The organism is Streptomyces sp. NPDC026575 (assembly GCF_055567415.1).
In genome coordinates this window covers 220597-233528 of the sequence record NZ_JBVHQM010000005.1, presented here as the reverse complement: position 1 = coordinate 233528, position 12932 = coordinate 220597, and the positions used below count along the sequence as shown (strand labels likewise).

The window sequence follows — 12932 nt, the reverse complement described above, 5'->3', positions numbered from 1 at the left end:
TCGTGGCTCGGCGGCTTGCCTACCGGCCGCCGGGTTCCCTGGCCGAGGTCACCACCACACGACGCGTACCGAGGACGAGAACGCGGGATGCGGCCTCGGTGAATCCGCACTCCGCCGCCCAGGCACTCGCCTCCTGCGCGGTCCGGGGCAGCGGCACATCACGGGCGAGGTGTACCGAGAAGCGCTCCGACGGACGGAAGTGCGTGGCCAGCGGCAGCGTGAAGCCCACCCGGCCGCCCGGGCGCAGGGCGCGCCGCCAGTCGGCCAACGCCCGGCGCCCCAGGAAGTGCAGCGAGGACGCGCAGAGCACGACGTCGAGGGAGTGATCGGCAACCGGCAGCGGTACGGCATCGGCGACCCGCCAGTCGATCGCCGTGTCCGGTACCAGGCCCGCGGCACGGGCCCGGCCCGCCTCGACCATCCCGGGAGACAGATCGACGGCCAGGACGGGGCGCGCGGTCTCGGGCCGGCTCCGCGCGAGTTGCCGGGCGACGGCTCCCGCTCCGCACGCCACGTCGGCGACCTCGTCGCCCGTATCAGGGGCCACCCACGCGATCAGCGCCCGGGCGATCTCCTCGTGGTGCCGGTGATCGTAGCTGTCGGCCAGCTCGTCGAAGGCCCCGGCCAGCGCCGCGCTCTGTATCACCGTCCGATCCTATCCGCCGCGCACCGCCCAGGGGCCGACGGCGGGGCGAGGCGTCGCGGGATCCGCCCTGCCCCTCCCGACACCCACCCCCCGGGCACGTCATCTCCCAGCTGCCAGCTCCCGTTCCACGACCGCCCGGAAACCGTGCGGCGGGCGTCCGGTGAGGCGCTGCACGGTGTCGGTGGTGCGGTCCTCGGCCCCCTCGGCGATGGCACGATCCATACCGGCCAGCATCGCGGCGAACTCCGCCGGCATCTGGAGGGCCAGACGGTCACGCAACTGCTCGTATGTCAGCGGACGATGGACCACGGGGCGGCCGGTCACCTCCCCGATGACGGTCGCGATGTCGTCGTGGCCGAGCGCCTCCGGCCCGGTGAGGATCAGGTCGCTGTCGGGCGCGTGGTCGTCGGTCAGGGCATGTACGGCGACGGCGGCGATGTCGTCGGCGTCGACGAACCCGACCCGGCCGGTGCCGGTAGCGGTCAGGATCACGCCGTCCTCACGGATGCTCTGGGCATGGCCGTGCGTGCCGGTGAAGTTCTGCATGAACCAGGAGGGCCGCAGCACCGCCCACTGCTCGAACAGACCGGGCAGGGCCTGATGCACCGCTCCCACCGCCGGGCCCCCTTCGGGGATGGCCGAGGAGCTGAGGAGCACCACGCGGCGGACGCCGGCGGCGCGGGCCCGCTGGAGGAAGGGCAGCATGACCGCGGCCGGGTCCGGATCCCCCACGGGCGGCACGAGGTAGGCGCGGTCGGCTCCACCGAGCGCGTCGTCGAAGGTGGTGGGCTCGTACCAGTCGAAGCGGACCGGTTCCGCGCCCGCGACCGGGGTGGCGCGGCGGCTGGCGGCCTTGACGCGGTGGCCGGCGGCGGTCAGTCGTGCCACCGTACGACTGCCTGTGGTGCCCGTGGCGCCGACGACGAGGGTGGTGCCGGTGCCGGTGCCGGTGCCGGTGTCTGTGCCTGAGCTTTCGCTGGTGCCGTTCATCGGGCGTCGCTCCTGGTGAAGTCCATGCCGGGGGTGTGGACGGCGAGGGGGTTCCAATAGTCGCGGTAGGAGGTGAAGCGTCCGTCCTGCACGGACACGACGGCGATATAGGTCATGTCGAAGGAGCCGCCGGTCTCCACCAACCGGCCGACGCCGCGCATCTCGACCACGATGGTCTCGGGGGCGGTGGTCTGGTGGATCCGCACATCGGGGAAGTCGTGCAGGTCGATGTGGTCGGGATAGTCGCGCATATAGGCGGCGATGGCCTCCCTGCCGTCCAGCCGCTCGGGCCAGCCCGGGGGAGCGAAGGGGAACTCCATGACCCCGTCCTCGGCCCACAGCCCGACCCAGGCGGGAATGTCCTTGTCCAGCAGAAGCCGCAGGCTGCGGCGGTACAGATCTGCCGGCGAGGTGTGCGCAGGCACGAGCCCGGACGTGAGCCCAGGTATATGTCCAGCTTCAGGTCCAGGCGTAGGGCCAGGCATGAGTCCTCCGTCGCGTAAGATGACGATGCGGACCGACGGTCCGCTTCTGAAGATACGGACTACCGGTCCGGATCGCAACTGGAGGAACGACATGACCGAGCGCAGCCCGCGCAAGGACGCGGTGCGCAACCGTGCGGCCGTCCTCGCGGCCGCCGACACCCTCTTCGCCCGCTGCCAGAGCCCGGAGGAGGTCACCATGGCCGATATCGCGGCGGCGGCCGGTGTCGGCAAGGGAACGCTCTTCCGTGCCTTCGGCGATCGCACCGGGCTGATCCGAGCGCTGTGTGAAGCACGCCTCGAACCGATCAGGGCCGCCGTCGAAGAGGGCCCGCCGCCCCTGGGGCCCGCCGCCCCGCCGCTTCAGCGGGTACCGGCCCTGCTCGACGCCGTCCTGTGCTTCAAGCTCGACAACCGCCACCTCGCACTGGCCCTGGAGCAAACCGGCAGCGACAGCCCCTACCGCACCGCACACTACGAGCGATGGCACACCCTGCTCCGTGACTTGCTGGAGCGGATTCCGGGCCCGAGCGACAGCGACTTCACCGCCCACGCCCTGCTCGCCGCCACCCGAGCCGACCTCGTCGAATACCTGGCCGGCGAAAAGCACCTGTCCCGCGAGGAAATGCGGGGGCAGCTGGCAGCCTTCACCGCCGGAGTGCTCGGCGCCCGTGGGTAGCGGACACTTGGAAGAACGGTGGCGGCCGCTTGGTCTCCGGTCCGACAGACGCGCCCTCGCCCAGCCGGCCCATTGCCGCCACTGCGCCTTCGCCCCTCCCTCAAACAACAACTGCCCTACGCCCACGGGCAGTTAGTGCCGCCACCAAGGGCTCCCTCGCCCTTCAGGTGGAAGCGCCGTTCATCCGCTCGGGGGAGCCGGATGCTTCTGAGGAAGGAAGTGTGGGTCGCCGGCCCCGGACACCATGGAATCCATGAGCGCAGGAGCCGCCCCCCGCTTCGGGACCTGGGTGGACCCACCGGCGCTCACCGACGTCACGCACCCAGCGCGTGACAACGAGCCAAAGGGACACACATGCGTATCCGTCACATGGCCGCTGCGGGCGTGGCCGTTACCGCACTCACGCTCGGTGCCGCTCTGCCGGCCGCTGCCGACAGCCACGCGACCGTCGCCGGTGCCCAGCGAGTGGTCAAGAAGGTCAGGGTCTACCAGGACGCCAGCTTCGAGAACAGGCGCACGACGTTCACCCATAACGTGAAGAACCTGAAGGACGAGGGCTGGAACGACACCATCAGCTCCGCCAGGAACCTGGGCAACCGCACGGTCACCTTCTACTCGGACGCCGGCTACATGGGCGCCAGCTTCTCCCTGAAGCCGCACCACAACGAGGCTCACTTCGGCCGCCACAGCGGTATGAGCGACGCCACGAGCTCCATTGAGTTCAGCTGACAGCAGGTCCGTTCAGCAGGGCACTGCTGGCGGGCGGGGTGCGGCGACCGGGGCCGCACCCCGCCCTACCTGCCACCGCACCTTCTCCACATACCGCGCAAGCACGACGAGAGGCAATCATGTCGCTCTCCCGCGCCCGGGCCACCACCGCGCTCACACTGCTGCTCCTGGCCACCACCGCCTGCACGGCTGCGGAGCACGAGTCCACGCCCGCCCCGCACTCCCCGTCCGCGTCCCGGCAGACCGAGCAGCTCCGGCTGCCCCTGGACGCCTATACGTCGACCGTGGCCGAGACCCACGTCGTGGAGGACGCACAGGACATCCTCATGCGCCGGTGCATGAACGACCTGAACAGGGAGTGGAAGACCCTGCCGCCGGTGGACCCCCAGGACACCAGGCCGCCGAACCTCCGACGCTACGGAGTCGACGAGGCGAACGCCGTCCGTTACGGGTACCACCTGCACCCCGACCCGCCGTCGGTGGTGCGGCGCAACCGCGCCTGGGACGAGCGGGAGGCGCTCCCCGCCGAGGTGCAGCGCGCGGCCTATGGGCCCTCCGGCACGGGCGGATGCCTCAAGACCGCCCAGCGCCAACTCGTCGGCGGCACCGCCCCACCCGACGACCACGCCTTCAACCAGCTGACCGGCACCGCCCTGGAGAACTCCCGGCGGGCCCCCGAAGTACGCGACACCCTGCGCAAATGGCACGCATGCATGGCGAAGGCGGGCTTCGACTACCCGGACCCCTATGCCGCGGCCGGCGATGAGCGCTGGGAGGCCGCCGAGCCCACAGCCACCGAACGCGCCACCGCGCGGGCCGATGTGGCCTGCCAGAAGTCGACGAAGTTGGTGAAGGTATGGGCGGCGACCGAGACCCGCATCCAACGCCGTCTGATCCGGCAGAACACCGACCGTCTGCGTGAGGCGAAAGCCCGCCAGGACCGCTGGCTGACGGCCGCCCGCAGTGTCCTGGACCGTGCGGGCGGCTGAGGCGGAACCACGCCGCGCCCGGGGTGCTTGCCACAGCAGGCCGGCCCGTGGCCCCCCGCCCACAACTGCCTGCGTCTTGGATGCGGTTCTAAGGTGTTGTCGTGATCAACATCCACAGCACCCTTGCCCGCATCATCGAACGGGTGCCACCGCCCGCCGCGACGGTCCATGCACGCGGCGACTGGGTCGATGCGGAGCGGGCGCTGGGTACCCGGCTACCGGACGACTACAAACAGCTGGTCGAGATCTACGGCCGCGGTGATTTCTGGGGCGCACTGTGCCTGTGCACCCCGTTCGGCGACGAGAACCCGGTCCGACTCGAAGCGAACCTCCTGGAGGACTTCGGTCCGATGCGCGAGCGCTGGCCCGAGGACCACCCCTACCGCTTCTTCCCGGAGCCGGGCGGACTGCTCACCTGGGCAGTGACCGACGCCGCGGCGCAACTGTGCTGGCTGACCGAAGGGCCGCCCGAGTCCTGGCCGGTGGTGATCTGGTCACGGGACAACGACTACGAGCGTTTCGACTGCGGGGCCGCCGCCTTTCTCGACGGGTGGGTCGGCGGCCGCATCAGCTCCGAACTCCTGCACCACGCACCGGACATCGCCCCCTGGTTCGACGCCGCGACAGAACGCGATCACGTCTACGTCCGCCTGGACGAAGGACACCTCCCCTACGCCGAGCGCCTTCGGATTCTGCGCGACACGCTCGCCCCCACCTCGGACCGCGGCGGCTACGAGTACAACGGCAGCCGGCAGGACCACTTCGTCGTCACCGAGACCGGGTGGCAGCTGACGTATGAGACGGCCTACGCGCATCAGCTCCGTATCGCCTTCCCGCCCACCGACAGTGAGCCGGCCCGCCGCGCGGTCCTTCGCGCCGTCGACCGGATGGGGTGTGCCGTGCGGTCCATCGAGACCGTCCACGGCAGGTCTTCCTGGGCATCTGGCCCCGCCCCATCGGACCGGTCCTAGAGCCGCTACGGGCGCGGACGGCCGGCGGTCCAGCCCGGGATGGTCGGCAGCACCTTCTCGGCGACGCGGAGCAGCGCCTCGTCGTCGGGCATGCCCCCGTCCTGGCGCCAGACGGCGAGTTCGAAGGAGCCGCCGCGGTCCTTCGCGTCCTTGGCGATCACCAGGGTGCGGGCGATGCCGCCGGGGCCGGTGTCGGTATTGCTTGCCTTGCCGTCGCTGAGGTCGAAGCTGATGGCGATGGTCCGGTCCGAGTAGAGCACCGCCGGGCGTCCCAGGATCGTTTTCGCCTGTGCGGTCTCGCCCAGCAAGCCGGCCGACCGGGCCACGCGTTCATGGTCGTACGACGCCGAGAGCTTCACGGAGTAGGTCTCCAGCTGGACGGTCGACTCGGGGGTGGCGATCTTGGTGCCGCCGGCGAGTTTGACATAGCTTTCGCTCCCCCCGGCGGTCTTCGCGCGTTCTTCGGGCGTTCCGAGGAGCGCCGGCAGGTCCCGGCGGTTGAGTGCGGTGCAGAGCTGCGCACCGGAGACCCGCTTCGAGGACGGGGCGTCATGCGTGGGGGAACAGGTGGCCGGTTTGCGGTCCTCGGGCGTCTGCGGGGAGGTGTCCCCGAGCCCGCGCAGCCCCCACATGCCGCCGACGACGACGGTGACCAGCGCTACCGCCGCGACGGTTTGGGCGCCCGCACCCATGCCCTTCTTCGATGTCGCGAAATCGTCGACCATGTCCCCCACTTCCCCGTTCGCGCCTGATGAGCGCTGGGGGAGCGTAACCGGTGATCGTTTTGCTGGGAAGTGAATACCGAGAACCAGAACCGAGGGCCGAGGACGTCCAGGGCACGGCGGACGAACTCGTCGGATGAACTCGACGGGTGGGCTGGACGGATGAACGCGATGCGTGATCTCGGCGGTTTCGTGGGGTGCGCTCTGGAGAGGCGCGTGATGCGGGGGTGTGGCTACGGAAGGAGGCAGCGTGGCGGACCAGGCCGGCAGCGCGGGGACGACGGGCGGACCGGACGGGGCGAGTGGGGAGAGTGGGGCGAGTCGTCGGACGATGCTCGCCGCCACCGTGGCGACCGGGCTCGGGCTCCTCGCCGGATGCGGTGGATCGGCAGCACCGGACGATCCGGCCAACGGTGCGCCGCCGCCCCCACGGGCGTCGGGACCGACGGGGTCGACAGGTCCGGCCCGAACCTCGAAGCCCTCGGCCTCCGCGGAGCCTTCCCCTTCCGCCTCCGCGGAGCAGTCCCGTTCCGCGTCCGCCGGATCCGGTCGGCACGGATCACATCGCCGACCCGAACTCCCGCGTGGTGGAAGGGAGTTGTTCCCCCGATACCGGCTGGTGGGCTTCTGCGGGGTGCCCGGCGCGGCGGCGCTCGGCCGGCTCGGCATAGGCGACGTGCGGGCCCGAGCCGCCGAGGTGGAGAAGGTGGCGCACGGGTACGCCGCCGGGCGCGAGCCGCTGCCGGTGCTGGAACTGCTGGCGACGGTCGCCAATGCGTCGGCCGGACCCGACGGCAGCTACCGTTCGCGGACCCCGGCCGCCACGATCCGGCGCTTTCACACCGTGGCCCGCGAGCGGCGCGCGCTGCTGCTGCTGAACATCCAGCCCGGCCGCGCGGCACCCCTGGACGAGGTACGGGCGCTGCGCGAGTGGCTGGTCCATCCCGATGTCGGCATCGCACTCGACCCGGAGTGGGAGATGGGGGCCGGCGAGGTGCCGGGGAGGAAGTACGGGCACACCAGCGGACAGGAGTTGACCCGCGTCGCCCGCTATCTCTCCGGCCTGGTGGCCAGGTACGACCTGCCGGAGAAACCGCTGGTCTTCCACCAGGTCGCGGCGTCCGTCGTACGGGCGGAGCCCACGCTGCGGCCGCAGCCCGGCGTCGCGCTGATCAAGAGCGTCGACGGGATCGGCTCACCGGGGCTGAAGCGGGGCACCTGGCGCCGGCTCGTGGCGCGGCTGCCCGACGGCGTGCACTCCGGTTTCAAGCTGTTCTACGAGGAGGACGCGGAGGGGAGCCGCTTGATGACCCCGAAGGAGGTCCTCGCACTCACCCCGCGGCCGGAGTACGTGATGTACGAGTGAAGGTGAGGGGGTGCGGGGAGGACCTGTCTCGTCGTCACCTTGTCATTGACGAATGGACGTCACTTCCGGGCGTGCTTTTTCGGTGTCGTGCGCTGGAGCGATCGGTTATGCGTCGGTCGGCCGGGGGATGAGGCGTTCCGCGGCGGAGCGGGCCGCGGCCAGCGCCCCGGCGCGGTCGCTGCCGCGCTGGCCGAGGACGACCCGGGTGCTCAACCCGTCGAGCAGCGCCAGGAGTTCGGAGGCGCGCGCCGATACGTCCAGCGGTGCGAACCGTCCGCGTTCCACGCCCTTGGACAGCAGCGACTCCAGGTCGTCCTGCCAGCCCTGGTCCATCTCCTCCTGGGCCTGGTGCAGCGACTCGTTCGACGGCGTACGGGCCCAGAGCTCGATCCACAGCATCCAGCGGGCGTCGCGGGGGCCGCGCGGCAGGTACAGATCCAGGAACAGGTCGAGTTTGCGCTCGGCGGACAGTCGGCGGGTCAGCAGTGCCCGCCGCTCCTCGGTGAGGGCGGCCTCGCTCCAGCGCAGGGCCTCCAGCAGCAGGAGGTCCTTGCTGCCGAAGTAGTACAGGATGTGGCCGCCGCTGGTGCCCAGGCGCTCCGCGAGGGCGGACATGGTGAGCCCGGCCAGGCCGTCCTCGGCGATGGCCGCCATGGCTTCCTCAAGCATCCGTTCCTGGGCGATATGCCCGTCCCGCCGCCGTGCCGCCCGTGCCACCCGTATCGCCCCTGCTCTTTGTTCTGCGCCGTCCCGGATTTCCCGGTCTCCCGTGACGTACCGGCTTCGCCTGTGACGTCCTCCTGTGCGTCGAACCCTATCCACGAATTCGCGCAGGGGGCTTGACGGGCGGGGGAGTGGTCGCACACCTTGAATGCCGTTCTAAAAGTTAGAACGGCATTCAAGATCTGGATCCGGCAGGGAAGGGCGGTGTGCGGATGGCACAGCAGCCGAACGCGGACACGATCGGGACGACGGGGACGGGTGGCGCATCCGCACCCGCCGCCCGCGCGGACGGCGACCCCACCGCCACCGACGAGGTGTTCCGGGTCGAGACCCACGGCATCGATCCGATCCCCGACGACGAGCGGCACGGCAGCGCCAAGGACCTCTTCTGGCTCTGGTTCGGCTCCAACCTCACCTTCACCTACGTGATCAACGGCGCCCTCGCGGTCGGCTTCGGGCTCTCCTTCTGGCAGGCGACCGCGGTCGTGGTCCTCGGCGGGCTGTCGTTCTTCGCGATCAGCGCGGCGGGTCTGAGCGGGGTCCGTACCGGAACCGCCACCCTGGTCATCTCCCGTGCCGCCTTCGGCGTCCGCGGAAACTGGCCGGCCGGACTGCTCAACTGGGTGGTCAGCATCGGCTACACCATCGTGAACACGGTCGTCGGCACCCTCGCCCTGGAGGCGTTCTTCGCCGACCTCGGCTGGCAGGGCGGCAACCTCGCCCGTGCGCTCGCGCTCGCGGTGACCCTCGCGCTCACCTTCGTGGTGGCGATGTGGGGCCATGCCACGGTCCAGTTCGCCGAACGCTGGATGGCCTACATCCTGGCCGTCGGCTTCGCCGCGCTGCTGGTCTTCGTCCTGCCCGGAGCGCACCTCACCGCCCGGGACGGCGCCCCCGGAGCCGCGGGCTGGAGCCTGGCGTTCGTGGTGATGCTCGCCGGGCCGTTCTCGTACGTGCCGATGCCCGCCGACTACACCCGATATCTGCCGAAGACGACGTCACTGCGCGCCCTCACCTGGAGCGGTGCCCTCGGCGGTTTCCTGTCCTCCGTCGCGCTCGGCGTCATCGGCGTGGCCGCGGCGAGCCGGACGGATATGGCCGACGCCGTCGCCGGGACGGAGCGGCTGCTGCCCGGATGGTTCCAGCCGGTCTTCCTCGCCCTGGTCCTCCTCGGCTCGGTCACCAACTCGATCATCACTCTCTACTCCTCCTCGCTGAACCTCCAGGTCCTCGGCATCCCCTGGAGCCGGGCCAAAGCCATCGTGATCAGCGCCGCCGTCACCGCCCTCGGCTCGCTCGGCGCCCTCTTCCTCACCGACTTCACCGAGTCGCTGCTCTCCTTCCTCTCCCTGCTGATCATCGTCTTCGCCCCCTGGGGCGGTGTCTTCCTCGCCGACATGCTGCTACGCCGCTGCCGGTACGACACCGCGGCGCTGCACTCCGGGCGCGCCGGCGCGTACTGGTACCGCTCCGGCTACCACCCGGCGGGGCTGGCCGCACTGCTCGCCGGGATGCTCTTCGCCGCCCTGACCTGCGACTCCGAGCTGTGGACGGGCCCCCTGGTCGCGCCGTTGGGCGGTGCCGACCTCACCTTGGCCGGCGCGGTCGTCTCCGGCCTCGCCTACTGGGCGCTCGCCGGGCGCGGCCTGTCCGCCACGACACCGGCCGCCTGATACGCCCCCTGTCCCGTCCTGCCTCACCTCACCTCGCCTCACCCACCTCGCCCCTCTTCCCCCTACGTGCCACCGGGAGCCTCACCCTCATGACCCGTACCACCCCGCCCGCCGCCCCCGCCGAACTGGTCCTCACCGGGGCCCGTATCCACACCGTCGATCCCGCCCTGCCCGAGGCCGAGGCACTCGCCGTGCGCGACGGCCGGATCGTATGGCTGGGCACGGGCGCGGACGCGGCGGCGTGGACCGGTCCGGACACCCGGGTGATCGACGCCGGCGGTCGGCTGGTGCTGCCCGGCTTCATCGACGCCCACAACCACGTCCGGCTCGGTTCCGACGACGCCTGCGTCCAACTCGCGGGCGCGCGCACCCTGGAGGCGATCGACGAGCGCATCCGCGCCTGGCGCACCGCCCACCCGGACGCCGAGTGGATCGAGGCCGAGGGCTTCGACTACTCGGCGATCCCCGGCGGCCGGATGCCGCGCGCCGGCGACCTCGACCCGGTCACCGGCGACACCCCCGCCTTCGTCCTGAGCTACGACGTGCACACCGCCTGGCTGAACACCGCGGCCCTGCGCCGCCTCGGCATCGACCGGAACCGGACGAGCCTGCCCTTCGGTGAGGCGGAGACCGACCCGGAGACCGGCGAACCCACCGGATTCGTCAAGGACTTCGCGATCAAGGGCCTCTCCCGCGCCGGACACCGCGCCCTGAAGGAACTCGGCGTGCCCTGGGCCTCGGCCGACCGCCAGTACGGGCGCCTCGCCAAGAGCCTCGACGACGCCATCGGCTTCGGCCTCACCACCGTCGTCGAACCCCAGAACTCCCTGGACGACCTCGCCCTCTTCGAGCGCGCCCGTGCCGAGGGCCGGCTGCGCTCCCGGATCGTCGCGGCGCTCTTCCACCCGCGCGGTACCACCGCCGCCGACCTCGACGACTTCGCCGAGGCGGCGCGCCGCCACCGCGACGACCGGCTGCGCGTCGGCCCCCTCAAGCTCTATATCGACGATGTGGTCGAGCCGCGGACGGCCGCCCTCCTGGAGCCCTATGCGGGCTGCCGCCACCACCGGGGCGAGACCTTCTACCCCGCGGAGGAGTTCGGCGACCTGCTGACCGGGTTGGACGCCCGCGGCTTCCAGTGCTTCGTCCACGCCACCGGCGACCGGGGCATCCGCACCGTCCTCGACGCGGTCGAACGGGCCCGCACGGTCAACGGGCCGCGCGACGCCCGCCACCAGGTCGTGCACGTCGAATGCCTCGACCCCCGCGACACCCCGCGCTTCGCCGAGCTGGGGGTGGTGGCCTGTATGCAGCCGCGGCACTGCGCCCCGGAGATCGCCGGACCCGGTCAGGACTGGGCGCAGAACGTCGGCCCGGAGCGCTGGCACAAGGCATGGCCGATGCGCAGCCTGCACACCGAGGGCGCCGTACTGGCCTTCTCCAGCGACTGGAACGTCGCCGAGATGGACCCGATGATCGGCATCTACACGGCGGTCACCCGGCAGCCGCTGGCGGGCGGTGCGGCCTGGCAGCCGGAGGAGACGGTGAGCGTCGAGACCGCGGTGCACGCGTACACGATGGGCTCGGCGTACGCCAACTTCCTGGAGGAGGACCGGGGCTCGCTGACCGTCGGCAAGCTGGCCGACTTCGTGGTCCTCTCCCGGGACATCCTGCGGACCGGGCCGGAGGACATCCCCGGCACGGTCGCGGAGACGGTAGTCGTCGGCGGGGAGATCGTGCACCAGAGGTGACGGGGAGATCGTGCACGAGAGGTGACGGGAAGGTCGTGGATGAGAGGCGAGGGGGAGATCGTGCACTACGAGGACGACCTGGTGGAGGTCATGAACCACTGCGCGGCCGCGCTGCGGCGGGAGTGCGCCATGCCGGACGCGGCCGACCAGCCCGCGGGGGAGGAGCGCGCGGAGGACTTCATCACCGGCCCGCCCGCCAAGGCGGAGAGCCGCCCCTTCCCACCCGTCAGCCGGCCCGGCTCCGTCAGGGGGTGACGTCCGAGTCGGCCGGGCCGGATGGATCCGTCAGCCGCACTGCCAGGTGAACATCGCGCGGTCGAAGCGGGCCTCGGCCAGGTCTTCGGGGCGTATCAGCCAGTAGAGGGCACCACAGTCGCCCCACATCATGTCGGCGTCGTCGTCCGAGTCGAACTGGGCGAGCAGCACCCAGCGGAGAGCCTCCTCGTCGATGCGGGGATCGTCCCACGGCGGGCTGCCCAGCGCGCCGCGGGCGACCTCGAACTCCACTTCGGCCTGCACGGGTGTCGCGTGGCCGCCGAGGCGGTGCTCCGTGCCCTCGCAGTGGTCCCACAGGGCGTCCGCGAACTCCTCGTCGTGCAACGGGTGGTCTTCGGGAAGCTGCGCGAACTCCCGGTGCATCACCGGATGCTCGGGGAACGGCGCCGTCTCCTCAACCCGCGCCGTCACCGCTACCTCGGGGTACGGCCGAATCCCTGCCGGCGCGGTCCGTTCGGCGACCGGAACGTCCGCCGGTATGTACAGCACCCGCGCCCCCGCCCAGCTGTCGGGCTCATCGGGCGCGACCACCGCACAGCCGTCGTCCAACTGCCCGTCGAAGTAGAAGAAGGCCAGCGTCCCGTCTGCCGGCAGGGCGATGTCGAGGGCGGCGGAGGGGAGCGCGGCACAGTCGAGCGCGGCGACGAAGGAGAGCGGGCCGTGCCCCTCCCACACGGGCCACTCCTGGCTCTCCGGAAGCTCGGGCAGGCCGCCGAGCCGACCCACGACTGGCCCCGTATCCGCACCGGTACCGCTACTCGTACTCGTACTCGTACTCGTACTCGTACTCGTACTCGTGCCCGTGGCCTTCTCCAGGCGCAGGCTCGGCCGCAGCAGGCCGATCCACCGCTCGGCGATCTCGGCGGGCAGGTGCTCGTGGGCGAGCGTGTGCAGCGGTTCAGTGGTGCGCTGTGTCATGGGAACGATGATGCACC

The 12932-nt window shown here is 71.2% G+C and carries 14 protein-coding genes; 8 read left to right on the top strand and 6 right to left on the bottom strand.

What is annotated here, in order from left to right:
* Positions 1–19: 19 nt before the first annotated feature.
* From ACZ4NB_RS09060 to ACZ4NB_RS09050, 3 genes are all read right to left on the bottom strand, one after another.
* Entirely contained in the window at positions 20–646 is a 627-nt protein-coding gene (locus ACZ4NB_RS09060) for a class I SAM-dependent methyltransferase (RefSeq protein ID WP_467659552.1), read from the bottom strand.
* Positions 647–745: 99 nt separating this feature from the next.
* The gene (locus ACZ4NB_RS09055; RefSeq protein ID WP_467659550.1) at positions 746–1636 is read right to left on the bottom strand and encodes an NAD(P)H-binding protein; all 891 of its coding nucleotides are present in this window, start codon (positions 1634–1636) and stop codon (positions 746–748) included.
* Positions 1633–2061, bottom strand: coding sequence for a nuclear transport factor 2 family protein (locus ACZ4NB_RS09050; protein ID WP_467659548.1), 429 nt, complete (start codon positions 2059–2061; stop codon positions 1633–1635). Before ACZ4NB_RS09050 ends, ACZ4NB_RS09055 begins: the two co-directional genes overlap by 4 nt.
* Positions 2062–2212: 151 nt before the next feature.
* Between ACZ4NB_RS09050 and ACZ4NB_RS09045 the strand changes: the two genes are divergently transcribed.
* From ACZ4NB_RS09045 to ACZ4NB_RS09030, 4 genes are all read left to right on the top strand, one after another.
* Positions 2213–2797, top strand: coding sequence for a TetR/AcrR family transcriptional regulator (locus tag ACZ4NB_RS09045; protein WP_467659546.1), 585 nt, complete (start codon positions 2213–2215; stop codon positions 2795–2797).
* A gap of 354 nt (positions 2798–3151) precedes the next feature.
* Positions 3152–3526 carry a peptidase inhibitor family I36 protein gene (locus ACZ4NB_RS09040; protein ID WP_467659544.1) on the top strand — a complete coding sequence of 125 codons (375 nt, stop codon included), beginning with the start codon at positions 3152–3154 and terminating at the stop codon, positions 3524–3526.
* Between the two features lie 119 nt (positions 3527–3645).
* The gene (locus ACZ4NB_RS09035) at positions 3646–4515 is read left to right on the top strand and encodes a hypothetical protein (RefSeq protein WP_467659542.1); all 870 of its coding nucleotides are present in this window, start codon (positions 3646–3648) and stop codon (positions 4513–4515) included.
* A gap of 101 nt (positions 4516–4616) precedes the next feature.
* Positions 4617–5486, top strand: a complete 870-nt coding sequence (locus tag ACZ4NB_RS09030; RefSeq protein ID WP_467659540.1) for an SMI1/KNR4 family protein — start codon at positions 4617–4619, stop codon at positions 5484–5486.
* A gap of 5 nt (positions 5487–5491) precedes the next feature.
* Here ACZ4NB_RS09030 and ACZ4NB_RS09025 read toward each other — a convergent pair whose 3' ends face one another.
* Complete coding sequence (locus ACZ4NB_RS09025) at positions 5492–6211, bottom strand: DUF6215 domain-containing protein (protein ID WP_467659538.1); 720 nt, start codon at positions 6209–6211, stop codon at positions 5492–5494.
* Positions 6212–6806: 595 nt separating this feature from the next.
* Here ACZ4NB_RS09025 and ACZ4NB_RS09020 point away from each other — a divergent pair.
* Positions 6807–7574, top strand: a complete 768-nt coding sequence (locus ACZ4NB_RS09020) for a hypothetical protein (RefSeq protein WP_467659536.1) — start codon at positions 6807–6809, stop codon at positions 7572–7574.
* A gap of 105 nt (positions 7575–7679) precedes the next feature.
* Here the strand turns inward: ACZ4NB_RS09020 and ACZ4NB_RS09015 are convergent, their stop codons facing one another.
* A complete protein-coding gene (locus tag ACZ4NB_RS09015; RefSeq protein ID WP_467659534.1) occupies positions 7680–8291 on the bottom strand; it encodes a TetR/AcrR family transcriptional regulator in 612 nt (203 codons plus the stop codon).
* A gap of 218 nt (positions 8292–8509) precedes the next feature.
* Between ACZ4NB_RS09015 and ACZ4NB_RS09010 the strand changes: the two genes are divergently transcribed.
* The 3 genes from ACZ4NB_RS09010 to ACZ4NB_RS09000 all read left to right on the top strand — a co-directional run bounded on the left by ACZ4NB_RS09010 (position 8510) and on the right by ACZ4NB_RS09000 (position 11976).
* Positions 8510–9970 carry a purine-cytosine permease family protein gene (locus ACZ4NB_RS09010; RefSeq protein ID WP_467659532.1) on the top strand — a complete coding sequence of 487 codons (1461 nt, stop codon included), beginning with the start codon at positions 8510–8512 and terminating at the stop codon, positions 9968–9970.
* An 89-nt stretch (positions 9971–10059) separates the two neighbouring features.
* Positions 10060–11721, top strand: a complete 1662-nt coding sequence (locus ACZ4NB_RS09005) for an amidohydrolase (RefSeq protein ID WP_467659530.1) — start codon at positions 10060–10062, stop codon at positions 11719–11721.
* Positions 11722–11760: 39 nt separating this feature from the next.
* Positions 11761–11976: a hypothetical protein gene (locus ACZ4NB_RS09000; protein WP_467659528.1), complete on the top strand. Its 216-nt coding sequence runs from the start codon at positions 11761–11763 to the stop codon at positions 11974–11976.
* Between the two features lie 30 nt (positions 11977–12006).
* On the opposite strand, the gene ACZ4NB_RS08995 is transcribed toward ACZ4NB_RS09000, so the two are convergent.
* Positions 12007–12915 carry a YwqG family protein gene (locus ACZ4NB_RS08995; protein ID WP_467659526.1) on the bottom strand — a complete coding sequence of 303 codons (909 nt, stop codon included), beginning with the start codon at positions 12913–12915 and terminating at the stop codon, positions 12007–12009.
* Positions 12916–12932 lie beyond the last annotated feature (17 nt).